Here is a 26,063-nt window from a genome sequence, read left to right as displayed (position 1 = left end):
AGACTGGAATGCCGCCACCCGAGGGAGTTCACGGCCGGACTCGGCGTGCAGGCTCAGCGACCGCGAGGGTGTGAGCAACTGCGATGCCTCCTAGACCCGCGGGGGCCAGTTGTAGTGGCCAGGGGTGGGCTCGGCCGCGAACGGCACGCCGGGCAGCGGGTGCGCGTACGGGGCGACCTGGTTGAAGATCAGCAGGTCCGCGGTCGAGCCGTCCTCGTGGACGTCGGTGATGAGCGCGGCGCGCGTGGCGCCGCCAGGGTCGGTCGAGTAGTGCACGAGCCGACTCACGCTGGGGGTTGGGGGAGAGGCGGACCGGGAGGCCCGCCTCGTCCCCTGCTGGGCTTCAGGCATCAGTCGAAGTCGGGCGCGTCCGACATCGCGGCCTGGAGCGCGGCCTCGCGGTTCGTGGCGTAGGCCACGACCTTCTGCTGGGTCGCGCGGTCCACCTGACGCCACACCCAGGCCGGGTTGCTGCCCGGCGTCTTGCTCGGGACCTGCGCCAGGGTCACGATGGTGGCCTGGTTGACCAGGCCCGACAGGTCGCGGGCCAGGACGGTCTGCTCGATGCGGACGCCCTCGGAGATCGCCGGGGTACCGGCGTCCAGGTCGGCCTGGGTGTTGAAGACCGAGAGGTTGGCCAGGACCGAGTCCTTCGGGCCGTGCGGCGTCGGGCGCTGCCGCTCGAAACCCTTGACCTCGACGAGAATCGCGACAGCCTCCCTGTGCTCGGCGGGCTTGAGCCAACCGCCGGACTGGTTGGGGATGTCGGCGAAGTTCAGCACTGTTTGGGTACTCCCTGTGTTCGGTGATGGGGATGAAACGACGAGGAGGGCAACCTCTCAAGTTACCCACTATCTTCGAATGAGAGTGGGTCGAGCTGCTCGCCAGATGTTCTCTCAGCTTACACAACTGGCGGTAGGGGGAGAAGCCTCTTAACCGATGAGTTCGCGGAGCTTCTGCGCCGAGGCGCGGTTCTGCGCGGCTTGGAACTCGGCCGATGCCGCGTTGCCCGCGAGCGCGTCCATCTCAGTCTTGATCTCCTGCGCGACCATCTCCTGCTCGCGCGCAGCGTTCTCCAGGTCGGTGGCCGCCTCGCCGAAGGCGGCCAGTGCCCGCGCGGCGATGCGATCAGCGTTGGCCAGTCGCGTGCCGAAGCTGGGTTCGGCGACCGGCGCGGGCGCGGTGTTGGAACTGGAGAACAGGGTCTTCAGCACGGGTGCGGGTCTCCTCCGTATTGCGAGCGGGAAAGGCTGGGGTCGAGCTGCGGATCAGGCCGCAGCCTTGAGGGCGCGTCCCTTGGCCTTATAGGCGTCCATGAGGCTGCCGTCAGCGAAGGCCGCCTGGTTCTGAGCCCACAACGCCTTGAGTGCCTGCACGTTCGCGCACTCCTCGATCCGGGCCAGCATCGGGTTGACCGCGGGCGTGGTCGGAACGTCCCAGGGCGGTGAACCGGCGGAAGTCCCGGCATCAGCCCAGACGTCGCCCGCCGGAGCGGGCGTTTCCCCGATCGGCCGCGCGCCGAGCTCGTCCTTCAGGAGCTGAAGCGCCTTCTCCTCGGACTGGGCGGAAGCCATGGCCGGGAGGGGTGTGGGGAGCGGGCCACCCGACGCGACCTTGGAGGCGACGCCAATCAGCTCGTGGAGGGTGCGCTGCTCCATCGCGTACGAGTCCAAGCCGAAGTAGGCGATGACGTCGATGCGGATCTCGTCGGGCGTGCCGTAGAAGACAGCCCAGGGAGCGTCCCGGTCACCGCTGTACTTGATGGTGACGGTAGTTCCGCGGGCCCTGCTGTTCTCGCTAGTCACTGGGGTGTGAGCTCCTCTCGTTTGTTGATTCTCAACTTACACACCGGGGGAAACTTGTACAACTTGAGATTCTGTGGCCTGGGTCACCGGTGGTGAGAGGATCAGGTCGTCGCGGATCGGCAACTCGTTGGAGCGCATGCCGCCGACTGCGCGACAGAAGTCGCGCACGCCACAGCCTCGGCACAGCGCGGTGATGTTGGGGAGGAAGACGCCGTTGCGGATGCCGCGCCAGGCCATCGCGTACTGCTCGTCGATGTACTCGTCGCTATAGATGGTCAGGTCCTTCAGGCCGGTCAACTCGCCGTCGCCAGCCATCCAGTAAGCGCCCCACTCGGCGGAGATCCCGTATTTGCGCGACAGGCCCACGGCATAGCTACCGAGCTGGAGCGTGGACATCGGCACCGAACCGGTCTTCAGGTCGACGATCACGACTTGTCCGTCCGGCGTGATGTACACGCGGTCGATGAACCCGAGGAAGCTCTCGTCGGCCATGTCCTCGTTGATCACGACCTCGACCCCGACCTCGCCGTCCGGAAGGATTGCGATCTTCCAGTCGCTGGCGGCCTTCCAGGCGAGCCACTTCTCCACGTACAGGGGGCCGTAGATCAGCCACCAGTCGTAGTCCCGCTTGTTCGGTCCGCCGCCGGGGCCGATTTTCTTCAGCTTCTTGCCTGAGGGCTTGACTTCGCGGCCGAGTTCGCGCTCCTTGGCCAGTAGGCCGTCGAAGACCGGCTTGAATTCCGGAACGGCGTCACTTCGACGTCCGATTTCGACCAAGTCGTGCGCCTCCGTGATCTCGTGCACGGCCGAACCGGCAACGGTGGCGAACCAGGTGGAGGCGTTGAGCTTGTGGCCACGCTCCAAGCGCCACCGTTCCCCGCACTCGGCGTAGGAGGAGAGGGAGGAGTAGGACAAGCGGCCGGGGACCTGGATGCTCAAGCGCTCACCGCCGGAGGCACGATCAGCGGCATGTCGTCCGTGGGCTCACGGGGGACGAAGTAGCGCCTGATCCAGTCGTTGTCGAGCAACTCGGGGTCGCACTCATCGAGCGGGATCGGCACGTAGCCAATAAGATCCAGATACTGCAAGCAGAACTTGATCCACTTTGGACTTGCATCCGGTGCGACGTCCACATGAAAGTCGAAGTTCTCGGCGTCGAGAACGACAAGGACCTGACCCGTGGCGTGGAGGGTCAGCATGCAGACGGCGTCCGGGTGCGTCGATTCCTCCTCCCGAGAGCAGTCCACCAGGCGAAGGTGTCTGGTTTCCTCTGATTCGGGTGGAGCCAGTTGCGAGCAGAGCACTGGTGCGCGACCTCCGGTGTGTAAGTTGAGATATAGAAGTTCTACCTGTCGGTTGATGACGTGTCAATGAGGCCTGCCCCGCCTCGCGCCCTCAGGTAAGACTCCCCAGTATCAGAATCGGCGTCCGACGTGCAGTCGTTACGCCCCATGACATGGAATTTTCGAACAAGTGTTCCACGGAAACGGACAGCGCCCCAGGCTTTTGCCGGGGGCGCCGCGACGATGCAAGCTGCTTATTGCCGGGGGAGAGCGCGTGCGTGGTCCATCAGCGACCCATAGGAAGCTCAAATGTCACTGGGAGTTATCTGCGGCCTAGGAGTTGTCCTGGGGACGCGACGGCGGGCGGATGAACTCAGAGTCGCCTTCTTCTCGTGGTACGTAGAAGAAGCCCGCCTCGGTGTCGGGGTCGTAGTGGACGACTGCGTTGCTCAGCTTCAGTTCGTGAAGCCAGTTGTCTAGGCGAGTCTGGTCGACATCGCGTAGGGCGAAATCTCCGCGGCAGCGTGCCAACAGTCGCAGCATGGTCAGAGGTGTCGACCACTGATGCTCATCCTTGACTTTCCAAGGTACGAGGTCGGCGTCGCGGGCGATGCGGGTCTCTAGTCCACGGCGTTTTCGGAAGTTCGACCACATTGAGATGGTGGTCTCGATGTGGTACTTCCTGCGGTACTCCTCGACCATCCACTGGTAGGTCTTCCCGTCTGCGAGCCAGTCCAACACCTCCTGCTCGCTCTGGATCTTCGATGCGGGCATGTCGTGCCCCTCTCGTGTGTCATGCGGTATGTGTTAGTTGCGACCCCCCGTCTGCTGTGTGTAACCTTGGCACAAATGATCAACAAATGTCAAGGTTCACACCCGCTCGTGCGAGGCTAGCTTAATCCGAACGGGTGAACGACGAAGGTTGGGAATCGGTAATGAAGGTCACACGGACAGTGTGTGATGTGTGCACTGACCAGGACAAACCTGCCAAGTCGTACGAGATTCGGCGCTTGGACGATGGAATCACGGTCAGTAAGGATCTGTGCGCGGAGCACGGGCTCGCGTTGGAGGAACTGCTCGCCGATGCGCCTCAACCCACGCCCAAGAAGCCGCCGAAGGCAACCGGCGGCACCTCACGGCGAGGCCCCCGAGGGATCACGGTTACGAGCATGGACGACATCGAGAAACAGAAGGCTGCAAGTAGCTGAGTCCTGGACGACCGAAAGAGCCCCACCCGCTGATTCATCCAGCAGGTGGGGCTCTTTCGATATCAGGATCAGACCTCGTCGGAGTCCTGATCGGAGGGGGTCACCGCGCCGCGCGCCCAGATGACGAGCACGGCAGTGCCGAGCAGATCGATCGCGCCAGCGATGGCGGATTCGGCCTCCGGGGCGATGGACAAGACGCCGAGCACGACGAGGGTGTGCAGCAGGCCGGTCAGGGACGCAACGATCGCGGCGCGGATGACGAGGGGCTCGCGGGCGGTGAGCGGGGTGGAAGCCACTGGAGTTACTCCTTGGGGTTGAGGTGGGTGGAGATGCCGCAGGCCCCCGCCGTCGAGTTGGTGGCGGAGGCCTGCGGAGGTGGTTGGGTCAGCGCTCAGCGCTGTCGATGTGCCGATCGAGGCGCTCGGACACGGCCAGGCGCTCAACGCGCTCGTGCGACAAGTCGCGGCGCAGATCGCTCAACGCGATGTCGTGGCGGGTCTGGCCGTCGAGTACCTGACCCAGACGTGAGATGACCTTGTCCAGGTCGTCGCGCAGGTTGGTGCTGTGCGAGTTCTGCACCTGCTTGCGCGCTTCGGCGGTGTCGGTCTTGACCTCGGTCAACTTCCGGTCCTGCCGCTTGAGCAGTCCGGCAACGATGCCGAGGAAGGCAAAGCCCGAGCTGATCAGGGCGACGATGACGGGGTCGCTCACGCGCCACGCTCCATGAGTTCTGCGACGAGGCGCTCCAGGCGCTCGATCCGGTTTTGCTGGTCTTGGACGACCGGGATGAGGGCGACACCGAGCAGGTCGTAGCGCAAGGACATGATCACGCCGTCCTCGTTGCGCTGGACGATCTCCGGCAGCGTCTGGTCGACCTCTTCGGCGATGAGACCGAGCTCGTGCTTGTGGTCGGTGTTCTTGCGGTCGTAGGTCCGCGGGCGCAGCGCGAGCACGCGGGCCGGGTCGATCCAGTAGTCCTGGATGTTCTCCTTGAACCGCCGGGCCGAGGTGTTCTGACAGAAGTTCCGGTTGCCGTCGACCCAGGCCGCGTACCAGGGGCCCGGCCCCGGTCCGTTGGTGTGGACGCGGTCAGTGCCCCAGGCGCGGTTGACGTGGCCGTCGATGTCGCCACCGCCGTGCCGGTGACCCCAGGTCGCGTAGTCCCCGTGGCCATGGTCGGCCCACGCCTTGTTGTTGGACAGGTAGTTCAGGTCGGCCTGGAGGCCCGTGATGTCGCTCTTGCCGTGGGTGTGGCCCGAGGGCGGGAACGAGCTCGGCTTGCCGGTGACGCTGTCCCAGGCGTGGGTGTGTGCAGCGGGAGTGAACGAGGCGGGCACGCCGTCCAAGTCGTTCCAGTGGTGCCGGTGCGGCGCTGGGGCGAAGGTGCCCGGCTTGCCCTCGATCGTGCTCCACACGCTGACCGGGGCGAGGTCGACCCAAGTCGAGCCGTTGAACCATTCCCATCGACCCGTACCGAGGTTGAGGCCCAACCTGCCCACGCGCGGGTCGCTCGGGCGCGTCTCGGTGCGCCACACGCCGACCCGACCGCTGACGAATTGCCTGTCGTCCTGCGGCACTGTGGTGCCGATGTTGGTCGCTCCGGTCGGCACGGGCACCTTGCTGAGCGGGATCTCGAAGACGCCGGAGTCGGTGCGGGTAAGCGGGGGCAGGCCCGCGCCCGGCTCACCCTTAACCACCTCCAGAACGATTTCGTTCTGGCCGGGGTCCAGTCGCAGCACCACGCGGTCGGTGCGCGCGAGCGGGTCCGCGGTCGGGACGGGAAGCCGCTCGACTGCGGTCGACAGCACGGCGTGGCCGCGGACGATCGCGAAGCCGGGCTGGACGTCCACGTACATGCCGCCCGCGTCCGCGGAGACGGCGAAGCCATTGCCGGTGGCCGAGTCGACGACACCGGAGTCCTGGAGCTCGCGGAACAGTGCGCTGTACTGCGTTTCGGTGGTGGCCTGTTCGTCGAACGGGTAAGAGGAGAGTGCCACTGGGCGGATACCTTCCTGAGGGCATGGCGAAGCCCCCCGCGCAGCGACGGCGCGCAGGGGGCTTCGGAGGCGGGAGGCTAGACGGCGCCCGAGTCGGTCGTCAGCTCGTCGAGCGGTTGGATCTCGCTGGCGATGACCTCAAGGGCCACGATGTAGCGCAGCGAGGGCTGGAACCCTGCGGGGTTCGTGTCGTCGGGGGCGGGGGCGTCGGTGAAGACGCCGAGGATCATGTCCGCGGCCTCGTCGTACTCCCAGCCCAGCAAACGCAGCGACACGCCGGAGGGGACCCTCGCAGTCGAGTTGGCGAACACGGCGGTCTCCTACTGCTCGGCGTGGAACATGAGGTTCAGCGTGAGGTAACTGCTTGAGCCGGTCAGGCGGATGATTTGCCCGATGTTGTTGATGTCCACGCGGGCAAAGAGATCCGCTCCGTTCTGAACGGTGAGCAGGGTCGTCGCAGGGCGGAATCCGGCGGGCAGAGTGCCGACGTGGTTGGCCGTGCCGTTCATGACCAGCCCGCGGACCTCCACCAAGTCGCCAACGCCGCGCCGATACATCGCCCTGGACCACTCCGTGCCGTAGTTGGTCCAGCCGTTCAGCAGGGTCAGGAGGCGCCAGTAGTCGGTGGTGGCGCCGTCGCCCCACTTGTACAAGGCCGCTTGGCCGTCGTCGTTGCGGGAGGCGATGAGAATCCAGTGGTCGGGCACCTCCCAGGGGGAGGGATCGCCGAACCGCGTGATGCGGAAATTCTCCGGCACTGACCCTTGCCCGAGGCCGATGGGCGGGATGTACCACAGGGCCCCGTAAGGGAATGGCACGGGGACGCGACCGCTTGCAACCGTGACCGAGGCACCGCCTGAGGCGCAGGGGATTACCGTGCCGTCCGGCGGCATGTTGATCTCGTACACGCCGTCTCGGCTCCATCGGGTGGAACGGCCGAGGCCGATGACCAGGAAGCGGTCCGACCAGCGGACGCCAACCGTGGTGCCCGACCTGGCGCCACCCCCGGACAGCATCGCCTGCGCGTGAGGCGTGTCGGCCGGGCGAGCGGCGTTGATGATCTGGATGCCCATCAGAGATCCATCTCCACTCCGGAGGCGTGCATGGCGACCGCGCTCGCAGTGCTGGCCCAGGCGTGGATACTTTTCCCTGCTCCGAGCACTTGAGTGCAGTCGAGGGTGAACGTGGCACCAGGACTCAAGACGAGCATGTGCACCAGCGGGACTTCGTCGAGCTGCACGTAGGTGTTGACCCCTGTCGTGCCGTAGTTGGTCAGGACCAGATTGGTCAGGACCCAGCGCTTGTCCGCGGGCACCGTGCCGACAACGGTGTTGGTCACGTTGCCGAGTGAGCCGCGGTGCAGCGCCTTGGGCGTGTTCGCCACGCGCTACCACACCCCCATCATGTTCATGATCGCCGCGTCGTCCGCGGCTGTCGTTCCCACCTCTGCGTTGCGCTCCAAGGCGCTGATGCGATTGCGGGCGTCGTCGAGGCGACGGGTCAGTGACTCGTTGCGGTCGAACTGCCGGGGGTCGCCCAGCGTCGCGCCGAGCTGCACGCCGCCAGCACCGACCACGAGCACGTAGCCGGTGGCCACAGCAGAGAGTTCGCCCGCGCCGACTACGGCTGAGACCCGGTCGCCCAGGTACCAGTCGACGCCGAAGCGCATCGTGAGGTCGTCGACCGGAACAGCGCGCATGGCGACCGCGGTGAAGCCTTCCTCGGCAAGCACCTCGTCTGCCGCCTGCTGGTACTCGGCGGGGTCGTCGGTCTGCCGCTGGTCCACGAACCGCTCGATCCGTCGACCCCACTCCTCTTCTGCCGCAACGGCTTCGGCGGTGGTGGCCGAGAGGAAGTCCCGGTTCTCCAGCTCGCCTTGGCCGCCCACGATCACCCGCGTCACGCCCGGCGGGGCGACGGCGACGGATTGGGAGGCCAGCGTGCCGGTGAGCACGTCCAAGCGGATGTCCAGGCTGCGGTCGGTCACCTGGTAGGTCTCGAACGCCAGGTTCGCGCCGCGCTGCACGACGCGGAACCCGAGGTTGGCCATGACGGCGATCTCGGAGATCAGCGCGCCCAGCACGGGGAACCGCGCGCTTTTCTTGACCAGCGGGCCGCGCCCGAGGTTGGTACCCATGACCAGGTGGGCTTTGCGGCGTGCGGTCGGTGCGCTCGGTCCGCAGTTGGCGTTGACGTAGCCGTGGATGACCGACTCGGCATTGCCCGAGCGCACGTCGTGCGAGGCGGCCTGGGTGGTCGGGTCGGGGTTGGTCGGCTGGGGCCAGGCGAGCATGTCCGCCAGTACGACGGAGTCGGACACGCCTTCGAAGCTGACCATGCCCGTGGGGTCGTCGGCGGAGGTCACCACGACCGGGCTGACGGTCGGCCCCGACATGAGGATGTCTTGCGGGCCGGTGACGATGATCCCGGAGCCGGGCTGCCGCAGGGGGGCCGCCAAGGGGTGCTCTGCGGGCAGCTCCAGCTTCCAGACCCCGAGCCCGTTGTGCTCACCCTGCACACGCAGGTTGAGCTCCTCGGGCCGGATCAGGCCCAGGCGCGTCAGATCGCGGTCGCGAACTTCCACCGTGAGGTCGGTGAGGCGCACGTCAGATCACCAGCCAGCGACGAGGCCGCCATGTGCACACGATGCGGGAATCGGGGATGACGTCCTCCAGGCTCACGTGCGCGCTGGTCGTGCCAGCGGGGATAGTCCAGAAGCGCGGGGCGGGCGCGAGCTCGCCGTAGCGGGATACGCCGTCGTTGTCGACGACCGTGCCCGTCGCGGTGTCCAGGAGGAGGCTCTCGCCGTCCGCCAGCTCGCCCGCCCAATGCAGTAGGTCGCCGCTGGGCGAGGTGGCCTTGAAGTCACGGCCGGGCCCGATGACCTCCCACACGGGATAGGCCGGGGCGTCGCCGAGGTTCTCCAACTGGATCTGGCCGATCGCCTGGCTGGAGGCGACGTTCAGGTTTGCCAGGCCGCCGACGAGCAGGCCGCGCACGACCTCCTGATCTCCGATCGTCTTGCGCGTCGGCACCGAGCTGGTGAAGTACGGCATCCCGGCGCGCAGGGTGATCACCATCAGCAGGTCGGTCTCGCCTGTGCTGTCGACGCCGAAGGCGTAGTCACCGCCTCCGACGCGGACGACCTCGGTCGTCCACGAGGTGCCGTCGTCCTCGACGAATCGCAGCGTGCACGGCCCGTCCAGCATGATCGCCAGACGGGACACCGTGCGCTGGAGCTCGACGCGGTTGGGCGCTTCGATCAGCAAGGGCAGGTCGACGTCGCGCGGCAACACCCGCTTGCCGCGGTACCGCGCTCCGTCACCTGCTCCGCTGAGCCACTGCACGGAGACCGGGGGCAGGCCCAGCCCGGTCGCGCCGGACAGGGCCTGCACCCCCCTTCCCTTCTTCAGGACATCGTCGAGGTCGAAGATGTCCGTTGCACTTTCGAGTTGCAGCCGAGGCACTTACCAGCCCATCCTTGCGCGACCCGAGGCGGCAAACAGGTCCTCCTCGGAGGAAATGCTGCTACCGGGTGCCGCGTAGTAGTTAAGAATTTTCTGAGTGCCGCGCTCGCCGCTCGCGAGTGCGCCGTCCGTGATTCCCGCAATTCGTCGTGAAACGCCGGGAGCGCCCACTCCGGGCGCGGAGAATTCCGTTCCGGCCACTTCATCGGTCAGTCCGGACAACGAAGCCTTGACCGCATCGTAACGCGATTCGAGGCCGTTGATGAAGCTGTCGATGACGAGGCGTCCGGCATCGAACAGGATGACCCGGTCCCGAGAAGCCGGCCCCTTCCAGTCGGGAAGCAAAGCGGTTAGCTCGGAAAGCTTCGCCTTCACCCTTCCGAAGGCCGCCGAGATTCCGCTCAGGAATCCGTCGATCACCTTTTCGCCCGCTTCGATGAGAATGCGTCCGGTGTCACCAAGCGAATCGACGATGCGGCCAGGGATTCCCTTGACCCAATCGATGACGCCATTGACGCCGTCCCGGACGGTGTTCTGGATGTTGCTCCAGGCCTCGGACGCCTTCTGCTTGATGTTCTCCCAGGCAACGGCCATGTTGCTCTTGGCCTCGTCAGCCTTGGAGCGCAGCGTTGAGCCCAGGTTGGACCAGAACTGATCCCAGCGGCGGCCCATCTCGTCGGCCGCTTGCCCGAGGTTCCGCTTGGCGGTTTCCCAGTGTTCGCCCCACTTGGCAGCCATTTCCGTGAGCTTGCTTTTGAGCGGAGCCGTCATCGTGGCGCCGAGGAAGACATCAAACATGCCGCCGATGCCGTCCCAGATTCCCTTTCCGACATCCTTGATGCCGTTCCAGACCTTGTCCCAGTCACCTGTAAGGAATCCTGAAAAAATCTCCCAGGTGCCCTTCAGGCCCTGAAAAGTTCCCGAGAACATATCGCCCAGTCCAGAGAGGACAGACGACAGGTTTTCGCCGAGGAGCCTCGCAAGTTCCATGATCATCGGGAGCAAGACGGGAAGGGTTTGCTGCGCGACCTCGTTGAACTTGTCGACCATAGGGGTGATCGACCCGACGAGCTCGACAATCGCGTCCACTAGGCCGGGAAGCACTTCCTGCGCGAACTGCACAAATGCAGGAATGAGCACAGTGCCGAACGTGAGCGCCAATTCCGCGATGTCCGGAAGCAGCGGCGTGATCGCGTCGAGAATCCTGATCAGGCCGTCCGCGACGGTCGGAATCAGCTCGATGAGTTGCGGCAGGATGTCGGCGACGGTGCTCGACCAGATGTCGACCAGTCGCGAGAACAGGTCGGCGAGCTTGGGCAGGATCGGGGTGATCGCCTCAAGCGCGGTGACGAAGGCGTCGCCGATGAGCGGCAGCACCTTTTCCAGCGCTGGAACCAGGGCGTCGATCGCCGTGGTCAGGGCCGGAACCAGGGCTGTGTCGGCCGCTTGCGCTAGCGCCTCGGCGACGCGCAGCAGGACCGGCGAGAGGGCCTCTGCCACACGCAGCAGGCCGCCGCCCAGGACGTCGACCAGCCTGATCGCACTGGGCGCCAGCTTCACGAGGACGTTGGCGACGGTCGTGAGCACTTCGGCCAGCAGCGGGCCCAGCACGCGGGCGAGTTCGCCGATGAGAACGGCCAGCACGCCCAGCGCGCGGCCGAGCGGCTCGAAGGCCGGAGCCAGCGCGATGACCGCGTCGTGGATGCCCTGGAACATCACCACCAGGCCGCCCTGGAAGGCGGGCTGCGACAGGGCCGTGGCGACGCTGTCGAGCAGCGTGCCGATGGCACTGCCGACCAGCGGCAGGATGAACGTCAGCGTCTGCCCGAGGGTCTCCAGCAGGCGCGCGACCGCCGGACCCGAGAGGGTGGCAATCTGATCCATCGCCGCGTGGGCGGCGCGGAAGACCTCGGTCATGCCATGCTGGAAGCGCGGGCCGTTGACGATGTCCGCTACGCGGGTCAGCGCGTCGGCCAGGCTGCTCAGGGTCGAGCCGCCCGCGGCCTCGGCCGCCTTCATGACCCCGGCGAAGATCCGTCCGGTTTGGACGATGACAGTGCCGAGGTCGGCCAAGGCCTGGATGCCGTTGTCGATCCATCCCTGGAGTCGGCCGTCCGCCGCGGCCTGTCCGAGGAAGTCGTCCAGGCGACGCGAGATGTCGACGAACCAGTTCGCCAGGCGCGGCAGGTAGGCCGAGCCGACCGTGCCGAGCTTCGCCAGGATTCCGGCGTAGGCGTCGGTTCCCGTGCTGGCGATGTGGATGGAGGCGATGAGCCCGGCGAACATCCTGTCGACGGCGCTGGTGGGCAGCGCGTTCGTCAGGGAGTCGGACAACCGGCCGAAGAACCCGCCCAGAGCCTCGGCCGTGCGCCCCGCGCCCGCCTCCAGGGAGGGGAAAAGCTTGTCCACCAGGCGCCGGATCGGAGCTTCTGCAATGTTCCAGAACCGCTCGGAAAGCTGGTCCTGAAGGTCGGCCAGTCGAGTCTTGACCTCGGGGATGACCTCGTTGAAGTCCTTGAGGACCGCGATCGTCACGCCCAGGCCGACCGCGATACCGCCGAGGATGCCGGGCAGCGCGAGCCCTGCTCCACCGATCTGCGCCAGCGACGCCGACAAGGCGAAGAGGTTGGAGACCGCGGTGAGTGCCCAACCGCCCAGCCCGGCGACCGCGAGGGCGATCGAGCCGATGATCGGCACGTTCTTGTCCAGGTTGGACAGTGCCTCGCCGAGGTTGCGAATCCAGTTGGTCGCAACGCGAGCGCCGGACAGCGCAGCCAAGGCCGCGGTTACGCGCGAGGCCGCGGCCCTGTTCATCTCGACGATGATCTGCACGCGGCGAGCACGGGCCAGCGCGGCGAGCTTCGCCTGCGTTGCCTTCTGCGAGAGGGCGTTGACGTCGGTGTGGATCTCGGCGGTCAGGCCGCTGATGCGGTCCTCGATCTCCTCGATCTCGCGCTCCAGCTTGCGCCGGGAGATCGGGTCCAGCTCGGGCTTGATCTGGGCCTTGAGTGCCTCGATCTTCTCGGCGTAGCCCTCGATCTCGCGCATCGTCTTGGCGACGGTGGCCTGGTCGATGGTCGGCGCGATCTTGATGCCGTCGAGCCGTGCCTGCACGCGCTGGCGAATCAGGTCCGCCTGGGCGTAGTCGGCGACCAGTTGCAGGCGGTGCTGGAACTGGAGCTTCGCTTCCAGCTCGGCCTTGGTCTTCTCCAGTGAGGCGCGGTCGGGCTTGATCTTGATCTCGACCTCGCGCAGCTTCTCTAGCTCGGCTTCGATCTGCGCGATGGCAGAGCTCAACGACGCGGCGTTGCCCTTGTTGACCTTGAGCTCGATGGTCGCGGCGTCCTTGAGCCGGGTCTCCAACGCCTTGCGCGCGGCTTCCAGGGAGGAGCGGTCCGGCTTGACCTTCAACTCGACCTCGGCGAGCTTTTCCAGCTCCGCGTCGATCTTCGCGATGGCCTTGCTCAGGGACGAGGCGCTGGTGTTGTTGACCCGGATGTCGACCGTGGTCGCCGCCTTGAGCTGTGACTCCAGGTTGGCGCGGGCCTTCTCCAGCGACGCTCGGTCCATCTTGACCTTGAGGTCGACCTCGGCGAGCTTCTCCAGCTCGGCGTCGATCTTGCCGATCGCGCGCTGAAGGGAGCTGACGCTGCCGGGCCGGACCTTGAGGTTTAGGGTGGCGACCTGCGCGAGCTGCTTCTCCATCGCCGCGAGCTGCGCAGTCAACTCGGCCCGGTTCAGGCCGACCTTGATTTCCTTCTCGTCGAGCTTGTCCAGCTCGGCGCGCAGGTGCGCGATGGCACGCTGCACCGAGCCCTGGTCGTCGAGCTTGACGCGAAGGTTGATCGCGTCGAGCTGCTTGGCGGCGGTTTCACGTACCTTGCGCGCCTGGGCCGAAATGCCGCTCATGTCGAGGTTCGGCTTGACGACGATCTTGACGTCCCGCAGGGCCTTCTCGAGGACCGTGAGCTGGCGCTGCGCGTCGGCCCGGAACTCCTCGGTGTCCGGCAGCACCTTGACCGCTACGCGGCCGATGATCTGAGTGCCAGCCATTGGCTACCTCCTGGAGATGCGGGCGTGCAGATCCGCCACGGAGACCCGCTTCTTGGCAGGTGCGTCCTTGGGCTTGTCCGTGGGGCGCGGCCACTCCGGGAAAGTCGGGGGCTTCTTGCCCCAGTTGCCGGTGGCGCGGGTGTTCTGGTTGAGCGCGTCGAACATGTCGGCGCGCAGGTGCCGGTCGATGCCCCAGCCGAAGTGGTGGGCGCCGCCGTTGGCGAGGGCGACGGTGAGCGAGGAGTCGGGCAGCCTCTGCACCAGAGCGAGAACGAGGGACGGGGCCGGTCCGCGGCACTCGATCACGTCCACCAGGTCGATGCCGTAGTGGAAGCGGAGGTCCGCGTACAGGCCCCGTCCGTAGTCGTCGATCAGGCGGCAGAGGGCGAGGCTTCCCCCACGCTCTGGCCCTCCGTGTAGCGCTCGAAGACCTCGGCGAGAACGCCCAAGTCGTCGCCGATCGCCGCGATCAGCGTCTTGGCCTGAGACGACGTCTCGGCAACGGTGCGCAGCGCACTCTGGAAGATGGCGACCTGGTCCACTTCGGACCCTTCGCCGTCCGTACCTTCCATGTCCTTCTGGATGTTGACGAGCTTGTCCCGCTGGGCCTTGGGCATCCGCAGTGGGTTGAGCAGGCGCACGGTCGTCTCGCCCACGGTGATGTCGGTCGAGCCGTACTTGCGGTCAGCGGCGGCGCGGATGTCGTCGAGGGAGAAGCTGGACACGGTTTGCGGACCTCCAGGTTGCGGGGCAAGGGAAAGCGGACCAAGGCAAGGGCCATCGCGAGGGATGGCCCGGCGCGCACGCGGGTCCGCTAAGCACGTGCGCGCCGGGTGTAAGGGGGAAGGGCGGGATCAGGCCGCGCCGGACTCCCAGGAGTCGCCGTCCCAGTGGGCGAGCGAGGAGTCACCGAGCACGACGCGCTGACTGGTGGTCCATGCGGTCGCCGGGGAGGCGGTGATCGAGGCAGCGCGCAGCGCCGTCAGGTTGGCCGGGAGCGTCGCGCCGGGTGGGGTGAAGCTGCCGGGCGTGCCCGCCGTCGCGCCCGTGGCAACCGCCGCGGGCGGGGTGCTGGCGAGCGGGGTCACCGCGTACGTCCAGTTGTTGGTGCCGTGGACCAGCGGGGTGATGCCGATCGGCATACCGGCCAGGGACTCGGTGTCCGACAGGGACAGGTCGTCCGCGCGGTAAATTTCCGCCTTGGGGGCGTAGAAGGCGAAGGTGTTCTCGCCGTCCACGAAGATGATCAGGATGGCGCAGACCGTGGGCTTGGGGTCGGTCGGGATACCCAGCGTGCCGTTGGCCAGCAGGGGGGCGTTCGCGCCGTAGAACAGCCGCATCCCCTTGAGGTCGAACTGCTGGAGGATGAAGGTCATCCGCTCGGTTCGCGCGCTGTAGCGCGTGCGGAGCGTCTTGTTCTGGAGCGTCGCGAGAACCGTTGCCTCGCCACCCTCGGAGGTGATGCTGAGCAACTCCTCCAGCGACGTGTGACCGACGGTCTCCCACGGGGATGCGGGCGAGAGCAGGTCGCCCGGCATCTCCGTCCCGGTCGGGGCCGTCAGGTAGTTGCCGGTGTCGATGACGAGAGTGGCGCTGTCGTCGAGTGCCAAGGTTTGTCTCTCCCAGGGGATCAGGGGTCAGCAAAGCCCCCGCGCCTCTATGAGGGCGGGGTGAGGTGGAGGGGGGAGTCAGCGCCTATTCGGCTTGCGGATCTCCAGGTCGTATGTGCTCTCGTAGCGCCACATACCCGTGGGCAGGTCGGCGTACTGCACTGGGCCAGTGGAGGTCGCCCAGTCGGGCTTTCGGGACGGCTCGTTGCGCATCTTGATCGAGATGACCGACCCCAAGCCGGGGTAGTTCGGGTGCGCCAGCCAGGCGTTGCGCATGACCACGCGCACGGCCTCGGACACCAGGGCGCCCTTCTCGTCACCGTCTGGGTCCTGCGTGAAGACGTTGATCGAAAAGCGGGCCTGGTCGGTGAACCGCGGGTCGCCGCGCCAGTCGCCCAGGGCGGGCAGGCGGCGGACGATGATGAACAGGCCAGGCGCGTTGTCGGCAATGAGGCTGACGACCGGCACGTCCGGCAAACCTTCGCGCAGGATGCGCAGGCAGATGTCCTCGATCGGCGTGAGTTCGACGAGTGCCAGCACGCTGACCGGGAGGTCGATCACCGCCTGCTCCTGCGGGGCTGGCGCTTCACGCCCATCGCGTCACGAAGCACCCCAAGGCCCTCCATGCCCGCGCTGCCGTCCGGGTTGTCCTCGGTCGGTGCAACGGGCGCGCGTCCGAACTCGATGGATAGGGCAGCCATGAGGCCGCGCTCGTCGTCGAGGACCACGTAGCGGTCGATGTCGCCGACCTCGATACTGATCTGCGCGTGGCCTTCGTGGCGGTGCGCGGCGAGTCCGGCCTCAGCGTTCCCCGCCCGACCCAGCGCGATGTCGTCCAAATCATCCTGCACGGTTCGGTGAAGTGCGATGAGCTTCTCGATCTTGTGGCGCCCAACGCGCCGGTACACCTCAGCCACTACGGCCTCTCTCGGATGTCGAGTGACCAGTGCCGGGTCCGGCGCGTGCCGTGGTGGTACTGCGGCGGCGAGACGACGTCCCACTGTCGGCCGTTCCACTCCACTCGCGACCAGAGGTTCACGTCCTCCAGGTCAGGGGGCACGATCATGCGGGTCACGTTGATCTGTTGCTGGCCGGGAACTTCCGCTCGCGCGGAGCGTTGTGGGATGAACGCCGCGCGCACCTCGTGCGGGCCGGAGGGCTCGGCGCGGGTTACGTGGTTGCCGCGCCGGTCGGTCGTCTGGACGGTCTTCCAGACGCGGGCACGCTGCCCGCGCTTACGCTGATGGCTCACCAGGGGTCGTCCGGGCTGGAGAACATCGGGAACGGCTTCCCGCCGCCGACGACCGGCACGTACGAGGCGTCGCGCTTGCGCTGCGGGCCCCACGTCGAGATCGGCGCGGACAGCAGCGCGGTCTTCCCGGACATCGAGGTCAGAGCCCGCAACTCGTCACGGTTGAAGTGCGCCGAACCGGCGTTGTCGCCGAGCTCGGCCCAGGTGAGCGTCTCGTCGCCCGCGCGGCTGGTGACGTAGCCGTCCGGGTTGCGCATGTAGCGCACCGCAGCTCCCAGCACCAGAGTGCGAACGAGCTGCGGTGCGGCCAGCGGGTCCGGCCAGGCGCGGCCGTAGTGACGAGCCCAGCCGGACAGGTCGTCCAGCGCGGCAGCGCCGAGGCGCTCCTCGTCGTCGTCGAGCGTCCAGTCCAGACGGATCTTGAGCTGGTCCAGCGTGGCGAAAGGCTCCATGCTCGTGCCTCCTTGCGCACGCGAGCAGGCGGCACGCCCTAAGTGGACGTGCCGCCGTGCTCAGGGGATCAGGCGTTGGCTGGGTCCGTCTCAACCTTGCGGCCGGTCGGGGTCCAAACGCTGGCGTCACTGATGCCGGTGATGGTCGCCAGCTCCGAGGACGCGGCTGGGTAGTTCGACGCGCCGTCGAGCTGGAGCTTGATGCCGCGGACGAAGTGTTCCCCGGCCGAGATGACCTCGGTCTTGTTCGCCTCGTCCCAGCCGACCAAGACGTCCTTGACGGACCTGGTGCCCGCGTAGCAGTTCACGACCGAGCGGTCCTGCATGTACTCGGAGTCGTAGTCCCGCACCCAGCGAAGGCCCAAGCCCTCGAAGGACGTGGTCGCGCCGTACGGGACGGACTGCGGCACGGACGGGGCTGCGGTCGCCAGAATAAACGCCGAGCTGGCGAAGGCGTAGGCGTCGCCGGGGGCGATCGTCTGGTCCACGACGAAGCTGAAGCCCATCTTCTGGCCCAGCGAGGCCAAACGCAGCGCGCTCTCCGCGGTGTCGTCGCCGACGTACTGCGCGAGGTTGAGCTTCTCGTCGTTGAGCAGGGCCGCCTCGAAGTCGCTGCCGACCACGATGTAGCGGGCGCCGTCCGGCACGCGGAAGGCGTTGAGCACGCGCCTCGCCTCGACCAGCGCGCCGCGCAGGTTCCGCTCGGTGTTGCCGATCACGACGTTGTAGGCCGCGCCGGTCAGGGTGGTGACGCAGCGCCGCGCCAGGCCGCGGGCGACCGCCTTGACCTGAGGGCGAAGCAACTTCGCCCACTGGTCGATGTCGAAGTCGTTCTGCTCGTCGGTCAGCTTGACGGCGCTGTAGAAGTTGCCGCCGAAGGTGACGGGAATCTTCCGCTCTGCGTACTCGTCGAACTGGATGCCGCTGGAGCGGTCATTGCGCCAGGCGTACTCGTGGAACGGCAGAACACCCTCGACCTTGACGGTGATGGTGTCGTCCTTGGCGCCCTTGAACTGGTCGACGCCTTCCTTCTGGAACAGGTTGGGCAGGACGAGCTCCTGCTCCAGCATCCCGATGGCGGTCGCGACCAGCTTCTCCGGCTTGACGACCTGGTGCTGAGGGGTGGGCACGGGGGTGATTCCTCCAGGGCATAAAAAACCCCTGGCCGGAGTGGCACAGGGGTTGGTCGTAGGGGACGTTCTACTACCCGGTCGAAACACTCGCGCCAGTTGGTAGATGCGAGATCAGCTCAAACTCGGGCGTTCAGTGAACTGATCTCAGCGACTTTTAGCTGAGCCGTCCGTGCTCGAAATGGGTGAGGACGAGTGCGGCTTGGACGATATGGCCGATCTTGCGTGGGCTGGTGGTGAAGTGCCGCAGGGCTCACCAGCGTCCGGTGAGCAGGGCGAAGCCGCGTTCGCCGAGGCAGCGCAGGCCTCGGAGCAGGGCGTTGTAGGTGCGGTTGTCCGCGTCGAGTGTTCGGCCGTCGGCGGGTTGTTTGACCGGGGTGAACACGCCGATGCCCGCGCCGTCGTAGCCGTTGTCGGCCAGGGTGGGCAGGTCGAGTCGGGAAGCGGCCCAGTACAGAGCCGCGAGCACGTGGGCGCGGGCCGCGGTCAGATCGTGCACCGAGCCGGGCTCGACGTCGCTGACCCACAAGGGGAATCCGTTCGGCGCCATCAGGGCTTGGATGTTGCCGCCGGGCTCATGCGCTTTGCCGGAGTACCACAGGTCGATCTGCTCGCCCTTGACGCTGGTGGTCTTCTCGCCGAGGCGATCGGAGGAGAAGACCTTCCCGTCGAGGATGACGTGGGCCAGGCCGTCGTCCTTGGCCTGTTCCAGTGCCTCGTGCAGGTCCGGGGCCTGTTCGGCGAGCACGGTGACGACCTCGTCGAGGTAGCGGTAGCCGGTGGCGCGGGAGATGCCGTGATCGCGGGCCAGCGCGTCGACATCGGTGTTCTGCCGGAACCAACGCAGCCCCAGCACCGCCTGTTTGTAGCAGGTCAGCGCCCTGGTTCCGGTGCGGGTGCCGCGGTCGCGGCGTTCGGCGTAGAGCAGCCGGCTCAGGTACTGGGCGAGTTCGCGGGGCACGTCGAGCGTGGCATGATAGGTGATCACGGGGAGCCTTCTGGTCCGGATTCGATCTTCGCAAATCCAGTCCTATCAGGAGCTCCCCGTCCTTCTTCCGCCGGGTCTCACGCCTTGCTCGCAGGCCTGCCCGAGCCGTTCCCGTCGATGTGATCAAACATCAGCACCGGAACCAAACTTGCTGAGATCACCTCAGTAGGGTCTGCAAATTCTGGCCGATTCCACTGCGGTACGGCATAGCTGGGCGGTCGACCGTCATCGGATGGAAAGAGGCCGAGCTCGCGGGCAGTGCGCAAGTCTTCGTACACCTGGGACCGAGAGTAGCCCTTCGCTTGCAACTCTCGGACAAACTGGCTGTTTGGGATACTGCGGTTTAGCAGATATTCGGCGATGTCTTGCAAGTGCGGTAGCACTTCATTCTGCCAATTCGCGCTCATACGCCGTTTGACCTGGGCCAGTCGCTTGGCCTCGATTCTCTGTTGGTCTGCGAAGCGCGTACGCTGTTCGGGCGTAAGTGTCGATTGAATCTGCTCCACCTGGTCAGGAGGAGCAAAACCCCATGCCCATCTTGTCGGTACCCATTCCCAGCCGCCACCCGACTTCAGTCTGATGGAGTCGGGCACCATTGCGATGACCCGTGCCAGAGGTGGAACACTTCCGGCGGTCATTACGTCGTAAACAGCTTTGCCATGTACTGCCGCACAGGATGAAGGATTGACCGCTAGCCCTTCGGGTATAACGAATCCGCCCTGTCGGACATGTACTGGGATGCAAACTTCTATGTTCGTTCTCTTGCAGGTAAGGGCAATCCGGAATCGCGGTGGATACGCCTCGCCAGCCACTGCGACGGGTGCGTCGGAGTGCCAGTCTTCCTCGTCTTCGTGGAGAGCTGGCTCGACGAGGACCTTCTGCCAAGGCTTGCTGTCCACGATTTTCGCAGGTTTCTGCGGACGGGTGTCCATAGCTTGACCGTACCCAGCGCTGGCACTGTCGACTCCAGGCCGGAGCCCACACGCCTCTCTTGATCATCAGCTAGCTCTGGCCGCGAACCTTACGGAACGGGGAGACCGCTAGACATGAGGTACGGGAACACCAATCGAGTTGCTGACAGAGCTGACGATCAGTCGCACTGGACGGCGGGCGAGGCAGTCGCCTTCCTGCTGAGCTGTCAGTTAGTAGCTGTTGCTGCGGTCACCGTCACCGTCCGGGTTTACGCGGTGGCGGGCATCGCGGTCGCGTTCTGCGGGATCACCACGACGGTTTGGCTCCACCTGCGTAAGGAGCGCCGCGAAGCCCGCAATTGATCAACGTTCGCACACTGATGGCTACCGGGGTTGTTGCTTCAGAGCAGCACATCCCGTTAGGGCAAACATCTGTCGCAGGACTTCAGCTACGACGGGTGCGGCGGGCGAGCTTGCGGGGGTCCATCTCGCCGTCGTCGCCGTCGTCGGGGGTCAGGCCCCCGCCCAGTACGACGGATTCCGTTGCAGGCGCGTACTTCTGGAGCGTCTTGGCGACGGCCTCCAGTTCGGAGGCCGTCTTGCCCTTGAGCAGCTCGGCGAGTTCGTCGGGCAGCTCGTACTTGCGGGCGACCTGCTCGCGCAGAAGTTGCTCCTCCAGGAGGCCGACCTTCTCGGTCAGCGACGTGGTTGCGGCGGCGAACTCCTCGGGAGTCTTTGCGGCCTCCAGCGCCGCCTGTGCGTCGCGGAGCTGCGTGCGGTAGCGCCCGGCCTCACCGCGGACCTTCGTCAGCTCCTTGCGCGCCCACTCCGGGAGCGCGTCCTCGGCCTGGCCGCCACCCTCTACCTCGGTGGTCGCTGCACCGTTGCCGGGTACCTCGCCGCCCTCGGGGGTCGTTGCGTTCCCCGAGGCCTGCTGGTCATCGGTCTTCGGCTCCTCGGTGGACTTGGTGGGCTCGGGCACGGGGACGCCTCCTGGACGCTCTCGGGGGTTACGCCGCGTCTCCTGGACGCGAGCGGGCCAGGTGCGCTTGGCGCTGCTCCTGGCGGATGTGACGGCGCCACGCGGAGACGGCGGCCTTGCCGCTGCGTCCTCGGGTGACGCTGGGCCACTCGGCTGCGTAGCGCCGGTTCAGTGCGGTCAGCTCCGACGTGTCGTACTGGTCGAAGCTGTAGATGAGCTCGGCGTAGCAGTGGCAACCGTCGTGGTACTTGTCGCCGTCCGCGTAGGTGGCGGACTTCTCGGAGCGGTACACCGCTCCACGCGAGATCAACATCGCGCACCAGCCGCACGGAGTCCCGGTGCGGGACAGGCGGACGTAGCCCAGGACTCGCCGGTCGCGGTGGCCCGCCGCCCACGTGGTACTCCTGGCACCGTTCATGGCGACGCGCTCCGCGGCTGCGGCCTGACGTGCTCCGGCCTTGCGGTGTGCGTCGGCGCGCAGCTCGTCCACGTCGGGCGCGGGCTGCTCGTCGTCGATCTCGTCCAGCTTGTTGTCGAGGTTGTCCAGGCCAAGCACTTCAAGCACGAGGTGGGCCTCGGCCTCTGCCTCGCGCTCCTGGCGCTCCAGCTCGCGGTCGAGACCGTCAATCGTCTCGACGGGGACCTGGTCTTCCTCGGGGGCTTCGGGGGGCTGACTCTCGGGCCCTGACTCGCTCTCTGCGGGCCTCTCCGGGATTGGCCGGCTCGTCGTGCTGGCAGGTTCCTCGGCGTCCTCCTGGGACGCCTGGGAGCTTGCCAGCGCGGCGAACTCGTTGCGCAGCATGGAAAGGGTGACAAAGGGCGGGTTCGGGCGCCGGGGGTCGGCCGCGGTGGTGCCGGTGCGCAGCGCGCGGACGAGGCGGTAGTAGGCCATCGCGAGGTCGCGCGACTGACGCCTGCGGGTCATCACCAGCCGGACGGCCCGCGCCAGCCAGGCCGCGCTCAGCGCGGTGGTCCTGGCTGGCGGCACCCTTGACCACAGCTCCAGCGCATCGCCGATGGTGGCGATGCCGATCTGGGTCAGGGCCAGGTGGTAGGCGACTGACGCCTCGTCGACCTCCGATATTTCAACGGGATCCGTCAGAAGTACCTCCCGCTAAGATGCAAGTAGATCGAAGTGAAATCCTGTCAGGAAAAGGGTGAAAGCAAGGAGGCGCAGTAGCCACCCCGGATTGTTGCGATTGAATATAAAGTTCAACCCACGACCCAGGGGTGAAATGATTCCGTATATGAGTATTAGCCAAGGTGTCAGGAGTGGGGTAAACACGGCTACTACTGTCGCAAAAGCAAGGAGCAACCGGAGATCAAAAAAGATTTCCTTTAGGGTTGCATTGTCTTCCCAGAGCTTCCGATTCGGGCTGTTTTTCCAAAATAGAATGCAGACGATCGCCAGGCTAATCAGCCACAGGATGGCTCCTGCTATAAACATTGGTTTTGGATTGGACTCAACAGCTGGCCTGATCACAAAGATTAGGATACTGAGATTGCCTAGGAGTACAATGACGAGCGGGGCCGCAGAGTTCTTGTTATCCAAGGACCATAAGTTTTCGATCCAGTTAACCGTGATGTACTTGCGCCCAAAAAGCCGTAGCCGTTCAGGTCCGATCAGGTCAAGAATGACTGTGAGTCCGGCCAAGAACTGCAATCCTTTTCCGATTCGTCCCCAGGCGAGTATTGAGAGTCCCCACAGGTGACCTTCGTCAACTTTTTTGCCTGACAACCAATGATGCCACAAGTCCCAGAGTTGCCCCATTGCAAGAGCTTAGATGTCGGGGCAGCTCTGAAGTTACTAGGCGGCAGACTGATTGGCGTCGGAGAACTGCACCGCCGGGGCCGTGGTCGTCGCGCGCCGGATGGAGGCGGCGAGCATCAGCTCAGCGTCCTCCTCCTCGCGGAGGTCTTCCCAGTCGTCGATCTCGTTCTGCGTGACGCCCGGCACGCGCCGCCACAGGCCGCGCTTCGGCACGCCGAGGGACTCGGCGAGCTTGCCCAGCGCGTCTGCGGACTGCGCCAGAGAGCGCTGCTCCATGTCGCGCCACAGGACTTCGCCGTGGAAGTCGTCAGCCGACACCGCGTCGCCCGCGAGCTCGGCGGCGAGACGGAAGACCCGTTCCCACGCCTCAGAAAAGACGCGGCGGAACTCCTCGATCTTGCGCGACAGCGCGGTTTCCGCGGCCAGCAGGGCTTCCGCCGACAGGTTGGCGATCTGGCCCAGCAGGTGGTGCGGGGGAGTCTGCGACACGGCCGCCAGGTGGCGGATGCTCATGTCGATGGACTCGATGTAGCCGCCGAGCGGCGTCTCGTCCAGCGTGCCGAACTTGACGTCGGCGTCCTCGGAGAACAGGAACCGCTTGGCGTTGAGGTTGATCGGCAGGGGCTTGGGGTTGCCCTGCTCGTCGAGTTCAGGCTCACCGGTCTCCGGGTCGCGCCTGATCGGCGGTGCCATGCCAGAGGCGTAGCGGACTTTGAAGCTGCCGCCCGTCTGCGCAATGAGCAGGTCGAAGACCGTCTGGTTGATGCGGTCCTGGAGCTCGATCATCGGCTCGATCACGCCGATCGTGCGCCCTTCGAGATCCACCAGCGCGGCGAACCTTGTGACCGGGCACTCCGACGAGCCGTGACGACGGCCGTTGTGAACCTTCACGCCGTCCAGGTCGGACAGCGACTTGAAGGTCACGCGGTACTCGTTGCGCGAGTCCCACAGGCGGGCGATGCCTCGCTCATCCCCGCGCGGCGACTGGATGATCGTCAGCGCGGCAAAGGGAATCTCGTCATTCGCGGGGTCCTCAAACAGCGCCGCGGTCTTCATCGCCGACAGCCCCTTGGAGCGCACGCGCCCCTTGGCCTTCTCGGTCAGGGTGAAGCTGTGGCCGTAGCTCAGCGCGCCGCGGTAGACCGCAGCCTGCCGGGCGCCCAGGCGCGACCGCTCCCAGTGATCCCACTCGGGTAGGGCCGCGCCGTCGTTGCTCTTGGGCAGCTCGCCAGGCAGGCCGCGCCGGAAGCCGTCCACGCACAGCGCCTGCGCCGGGGTACCGACGAGCAGGGGCATCCAGTTGGACACCGCCCGACGCGCCAGCATCTTGTACTCGGCGTCCGCAGTCTCCGGCATGTACGGGTCGTCGTGACGCCCGTGCAGGTAGTCGTCGATCCGCTCCAGCCGGGCCTTGTCCTTGTAGAGGATGCCCAGGAGCTGCTTTGCGAGGGACGCGGGACTCGTGTCTGCCAAGGTGTTCACCGCCTCACATGAAGTAACCGCGCCCAGTGCGCTTCTTGGTCTTCTTGCCCCGCGTGCGGAGGTCGTAGAGGGCCTCGTGCGCGAGCATCAGCGCCGCGTAGAGGTCGACCTTCTTGGGGCTGTCGGCCGATTCCTTACCGAAGGACAGGCCGTAGTTGTTGGTGCGGCGGCGCGCGTTGAGCGCGTGCCGCTTCAGGGCCAGGTCGCCGTTGTGGCCCAGCTTCGTGTCGAAGATCGAGCGCATGAGCCGCTCGTGCGCCAGCGTCGAACGCTGGAGCGAACCGCGCATGTCCCAGGCGATGGCGTTGGTGCCCGGTGCCTTGACCGCCAGTCCTTCGCCGTACGCCTCGGCCCAGTCCGCGATGTAGCTCTCCCACAGCGCGACGTCGGCGTAGAACGCTCGGACCTCGTAGAGGGCGAACGTCTCGTGCACGGTCGAGTTGACTGCGGCTCGGTTGACCTCCCAGCCGTCGCCCTGCGGGCCGTCCGGCTTCTCCCAGACGTCGATCACGAACGCGACGAAGTCGCTGATCCTGATCGCCACCAGGGCGGTCGAGTCGTCGGTCTTGCCGCCATCGAAGCCCAAGACGATCGCGTCACCAGGGCGCAGCACCGCGCCGTCGCGGTAGCAGCTCGACCACTCGGCCGGGCCGTAGAGCGCATCTTCCTCGGCGACGATCTGGTTGAGCCACATCCGGCGGGACCGGCTAGCAGACAGCGTCGTGTCGAGGACGGACTCGATGATCGCGTCCACCCGCAGCCACACCGCATCGCCCCGGATCTTCGGGATGACGATGCGCAGCGACTCCGGCGTCAGCGGGGTCTTCGGGTGAGCTTCGATCGAGTCGTACAGGAAGGCAATCGACGCCGCGCGGCCTTCGAGCATCTTCTCGAAAGCCGCGCGCATCCGCTCGGCTACGGAGTCCTCGCCGGGCAGGTAGGCGTTGGTGATCGCCAGGTACCGCGAGTCCTTCTTGGTCGCGTTGCCGTCGATCGTCTCGTACATCTTGTGGCCGTTGTTGCCACTCACCCAGTGGTGGGTTTCGTTGAGCAGCACGAACGTCGTCCGCTTGCCTTCGATGGCGCGGTACGACGACGTGACGGCCTCAAGGCGGCACTTACCACCGTTGGCGCGAATGAGCTCGGCGCCGTCCTTGATGCGATACGTCTTCTTGAACCGCTCGCTCATCAGCGAGGGGATCAGCGACATCGTGTTCGTGGTCTGCGACTGGTTGACCGCGGTGACCTGTACCCACGCCTGCGGGTGCGGAACGCCGACCGGCTCCGGAACCGCGTTCGAGGTGTCCCACTTCGAGAAGCGGCTCGGACCGACCAACTCGACCAGGCAGAGCACGGCGAGCAGAGGGTCCTTACCCCAACCCTTCATGCGCTGGAGGACGCCCTTGCGGTACACGAACCGGCCGGTCTCGTCCGTCGCGTACCACCACAGCACGAAGCGGAGCTGCTCCGGCGTGAACTTCCAGGGGCCGCCGTCCTCCGCGAGAAGGTACTCCGCGCACCAGCCGACGATCTGCCAGCCGAGGGTGTACCGCGGAAGTTCCCAGGCGCCCAACGGGTTCCGCCGCCAGGTCGGACCGAGGAACGACGGCTCAAGACCGTCGATCTCCTCAGCCGTAAGCGCGTTGGCCACTAGTCACACCTCCTCGGGCGG

32 protein-coding genes and 1 pseudogene are annotated in these 26,063 nt (G+C 66.2%); 2 read left to right on the top strand and 31 right to left on the bottom strand.

All coding sequences use genetic code 11. The annotated features are described in order from the left end of the window. Window positions 1-90 precede the first annotated feature (90 nt). The 7 genes from RM788_RS19230 to RM788_RS19200 form a co-directional block, all read right to left on the bottom strand. A complete protein-coding gene (locus RM788_RS19230; RefSeq protein ID WP_315933069.1) occupies window positions 91-288 on the bottom strand; it encodes a hypothetical protein in 198 nt (65 codons plus the stop codon). A gap of 62 nt (window positions 289-350) precedes the next feature. Beyond that, window positions 351-782 (bottom strand): hypothetical protein, encoded by a 432-nt coding sequence (locus tag RM788_RS19225; protein ID WP_315933068.1) that lies wholly within the window; start codon window positions 780-782, stop codon window positions 351-353. A gap of 150 nt (window positions 783-932) precedes the next feature. After that, window positions 933-1,214 carry a hypothetical protein gene (locus RM788_RS19220; protein WP_315933067.1) on the bottom strand — a complete coding sequence of 94 codons (282 nt, stop codon included), beginning with the start codon at window positions 1,212-1,214 and terminating at the stop codon, window positions 933-935. A 54-nt stretch (window positions 1,215-1,268) separates the two neighbouring features. After that, entirely contained in the window at window positions 1,269-1,805 is a 537-nt protein-coding gene (locus RM788_RS19215; RefSeq protein ID WP_315933066.1) for a hypothetical protein, read from the bottom strand. A 36-nt stretch (window positions 1,806-1,841) separates the two neighbouring features. Next, window positions 1,842-2,744, bottom strand: coding sequence for a RecB family exonuclease (locus RM788_RS19210; RefSeq protein ID WP_315933065.1), 903 nt, complete (start codon window positions 2,742-2,744; stop codon window positions 1,842-1,844). Then, window positions 2,741-3,052 (bottom strand): hypothetical protein, encoded by a 312-nt coding sequence (locus RM788_RS19205; protein ID WP_315933064.1) that lies wholly within the window; start codon window positions 3,050-3,052, stop codon window positions 2,741-2,743. Before RM788_RS19205 ends, RM788_RS19210 begins: the two co-directional genes overlap by 4 nt. A 369-nt stretch (window positions 3,053-3,421) precedes the next feature. Continuing rightward, entirely contained in the window at window positions 3,422-3,862 is a 441-nt protein-coding gene (locus RM788_RS19200) for a hypothetical protein (protein ID WP_315933063.1), read from the bottom strand. A gap of 134 nt (window positions 3,863-3,996) precedes the next feature. Here RM788_RS19200 and RM788_RS19195 point away from each other — a divergent pair, with 134 nt between their 5' ends. Next, window positions 3,997-4,296, top strand: coding sequence for a hypothetical protein (locus RM788_RS19195; protein ID WP_315933062.1), 300 nt, complete (start codon window positions 3,997-3,999; stop codon window positions 4,294-4,296). A gap of 68 nt (window positions 4,297-4,364) precedes the next feature. Here RM788_RS19195 and RM788_RS19190 read toward each other — a convergent pair whose 3' ends face one another. From RM788_RS19190 to RM788_RS19100, 19 genes and pseudogenes are all read right to left on the bottom strand, one after another. Then, window positions 4,365-4,592 (bottom strand): hypothetical protein, encoded by a 228-nt coding sequence (locus RM788_RS19190; protein ID WP_315933061.1) that lies wholly within the window; start codon window positions 4,590-4,592, stop codon window positions 4,365-4,367. 88 nt (window positions 4,593-4,680) lie between these two features. Further along, entirely contained in the window at window positions 4,681-5,007 is a 327-nt protein-coding gene (locus RM788_RS19185; protein WP_315933060.1) for a DUF2746 domain-containing protein, read from the bottom strand. Then, the gene (locus RM788_RS19180; protein WP_315933059.1) at window positions 5,004-6,293 is read right to left on the bottom strand and encodes a tail fiber domain-containing protein; all 1,290 of its coding nucleotides are present in this window, start codon (window positions 6,291-6,293) and stop codon (window positions 5,004-5,006) included. The genes RM788_RS19185 and RM788_RS19180 overlap by 4 nt, the downstream gene beginning before the upstream one ends. Window positions 6,294-6,370: 77 nt before the next feature. Next, window positions 6,371-6,604, bottom strand: a complete 234-nt coding sequence (locus RM788_RS19175) for a hypothetical protein (protein ID WP_315933058.1) — start codon at window positions 6,602-6,604, stop codon at window positions 6,371-6,373. Window positions 6,605-6,613: 9 nt separating this feature from the next. Further along, entirely contained in the window at window positions 6,614-7,366 is a 753-nt protein-coding gene (locus tag RM788_RS19170; protein ID WP_315933057.1) for a hypothetical protein, read from the bottom strand. After that, on the bottom strand, window positions 7,366-7,677 hold the full coding sequence (locus tag RM788_RS19165; protein ID WP_315933056.1) for a hypothetical protein: 312 nt from the start codon (window positions 7,675-7,677) through the stop codon (window positions 7,366-7,368). Before RM788_RS19165 ends, RM788_RS19170 begins: the two co-directional genes overlap by 1 nt. 3 nt (window positions 7,678-7,680) lie before the next feature. After that, on the bottom strand, window positions 7,681-8,898 hold the full coding sequence (locus tag RM788_RS19160) for a siphovirus ReqiPepy6 Gp37-like family protein (RefSeq protein ID WP_315933055.1): 1,218 nt from the start codon (window positions 8,896-8,898) through the stop codon (window positions 7,681-7,683). Window position 8,899: 1 nt separating this feature from the next. Continuing rightward, on the bottom strand, window positions 8,900-9,760 hold the full coding sequence (locus RM788_RS19155) for a phage tail family protein (RefSeq protein WP_315933054.1): 861 nt from the start codon (window positions 9,758-9,760) through the stop codon (window positions 8,900-8,902). Then, a complete protein-coding gene (locus tag RM788_RS19150; protein WP_315933053.1) occupies window positions 9,761-13,813 on the bottom strand; it encodes a hypothetical protein in 4,053 nt (1,350 codons plus the stop codon). It lies immediately after the preceding gene. Between the two features lie 3 nt (window positions 13,814-13,816). Further along, window positions 13,817-14,125: a hypothetical protein gene (locus RM788_RS19145; RefSeq protein WP_315933052.1), complete on the bottom strand. Its 309-nt coding sequence runs from the start codon at window positions 14,123-14,125 to the stop codon at window positions 13,817-13,819. A gap of 59 nt (window positions 14,126-14,184) precedes the next feature. Then, a complete protein-coding gene (locus RM788_RS19140) occupies window positions 14,185-14,538 on the bottom strand; it encodes a phage tail assembly protein (RefSeq protein WP_315933051.1) in 354 nt (117 codons plus the stop codon). A 129-nt stretch (window positions 14,539-14,667) separates the two neighbouring features. Next, complete coding sequence (locus RM788_RS19135) at window positions 14,668-15,423, bottom strand: phage tail tube protein (protein WP_315933050.1); 756 nt, start codon at window positions 15,421-15,423, stop codon at window positions 14,668-14,670. 78 nt (window positions 15,424-15,501) lie between these two features. Beyond that, window positions 15,502-15,984, bottom strand: coding sequence for a hypothetical protein (locus RM788_RS19130; protein WP_315933049.1), 483 nt, complete (start codon window positions 15,982-15,984; stop codon window positions 15,502-15,504). Beyond that, window positions 15,981-16,340 carry a DUF5403 family protein gene (locus RM788_RS19125; protein WP_315933048.1) on the bottom strand — a complete coding sequence of 120 codons (360 nt, stop codon included), beginning with the start codon at window positions 16,338-16,340 and terminating at the stop codon, window positions 15,981-15,983. The genes RM788_RS19130 and RM788_RS19125 overlap by 4 nt, the downstream gene beginning before the upstream one ends. After that, window positions 16,340-16,675: a phage head completion protein gene (locus RM788_RS19120; RefSeq protein ID WP_315933047.1), complete on the bottom strand. Its 336-nt coding sequence runs from the start codon at window positions 16,673-16,675 to the stop codon at window positions 16,340-16,342. The genes RM788_RS19125 and RM788_RS19120 overlap by 1 nt, the downstream gene beginning before the upstream one ends. After that, window positions 16,672-17,127, bottom strand: coding sequence for a hypothetical protein (locus RM788_RS19115; RefSeq protein WP_315933046.1), 456 nt, complete (start codon window positions 17,125-17,127; stop codon window positions 16,672-16,674). The genes RM788_RS19120 and RM788_RS19115 overlap by 4 nt, the downstream gene beginning before the upstream one ends. Window positions 17,128-17,195: 68 nt before the next feature. Next, window positions 17,196-18,257 (bottom strand): phage major capsid protein, encoded by a 1,062-nt coding sequence (locus RM788_RS19110; RefSeq protein WP_315933045.1) that lies wholly within the window; start codon window positions 18,255-18,257, stop codon window positions 17,196-17,198. 157 nt (window positions 18,258-18,414) lie between these two features. After that, a pseudogene (locus tag RM788_RS19105) lies at window positions 18,415-19,245 on the bottom strand (transposase family protein). 77 nt (window positions 19,246-19,322) lie between these two features. Then, the gene (locus RM788_RS19100) at window positions 19,323-20,177 is read right to left on the bottom strand and encodes a hypothetical protein (RefSeq protein WP_315933044.1); all 855 of its coding nucleotides are present in this window, start codon (window positions 20,175-20,177) and stop codon (window positions 19,323-19,325) included. A 114-nt stretch (window positions 20,178-20,291) separates the two neighbouring features. Here RM788_RS19100 and RM788_RS19095 point away from each other — a divergent pair, with 114 nt between their 5' ends. Further along, entirely contained in the window at window positions 20,292-20,519 is a 228-nt protein-coding gene (locus RM788_RS19095) for a hypothetical protein (protein ID WP_315933043.1), read from the top strand. A gap of 82 nt (window positions 20,520-20,601) precedes the next feature. Here RM788_RS19095 and RM788_RS19090 read toward each other — a convergent pair whose 3' ends face one another. The 5 genes from RM788_RS19090 to RM788_RS19070 form a co-directional block, all read right to left on the bottom strand. Further along, window positions 20,602-21,138, bottom strand: coding sequence for a hypothetical protein (locus tag RM788_RS19090; RefSeq protein WP_315933042.1), 537 nt, complete (start codon window positions 21,136-21,138; stop codon window positions 20,602-20,604). Window positions 21,139-21,166: 28 nt separating this feature from the next. Next, the gene (locus RM788_RS19085) at window positions 21,167-22,126 is read right to left on the bottom strand and encodes a VG15 protein (protein ID WP_315933041.1); all 960 of its coding nucleotides are present in this window, start codon (window positions 22,124-22,126) and stop codon (window positions 21,167-21,169) included. Between the two features lie 126 nt (window positions 22,127-22,252). Then, window positions 22,253-22,909: a hypothetical protein gene (locus RM788_RS19080; protein ID WP_315933040.1), complete on the bottom strand. Its 657-nt coding sequence runs from the start codon at window positions 22,907-22,909 to the stop codon at window positions 22,253-22,255. 36 nt (window positions 22,910-22,945) lie between these two features. Next, window positions 22,946-24,391, bottom strand: a complete 1,446-nt coding sequence (locus RM788_RS19075; protein ID WP_315933039.1) for a phage portal protein — start codon at window positions 24,389-24,391, stop codon at window positions 22,946-22,948. A 4-nt stretch (window positions 24,392-24,395) separates the two neighbouring features. Further along, on the bottom strand, window positions 24,396-26,042 hold the full coding sequence (locus RM788_RS19070) for a terminase large subunit domain-containing protein (RefSeq protein ID WP_315933038.1): 1,647 nt from the start codon (window positions 26,040-26,042) through the stop codon (window positions 24,396-24,398). Between the last annotated feature and the right edge of the window lie 21 nt (window positions 26,043-26,063).

This window comes from Umezawaea sp. Da 62-37, assembly GCF_032460545.1.
In the GTDB taxonomy this organism is placed as follows: Bacteria; Actinomycetota; Actinomycetes; order Mycobacteriales; family Pseudonocardiaceae; genus Umezawaea.
The sequence above is the reverse complement of the archived record's forward strand: the minus strand, read 5'-3'. Positions and strand labels throughout refer to the sequence as shown.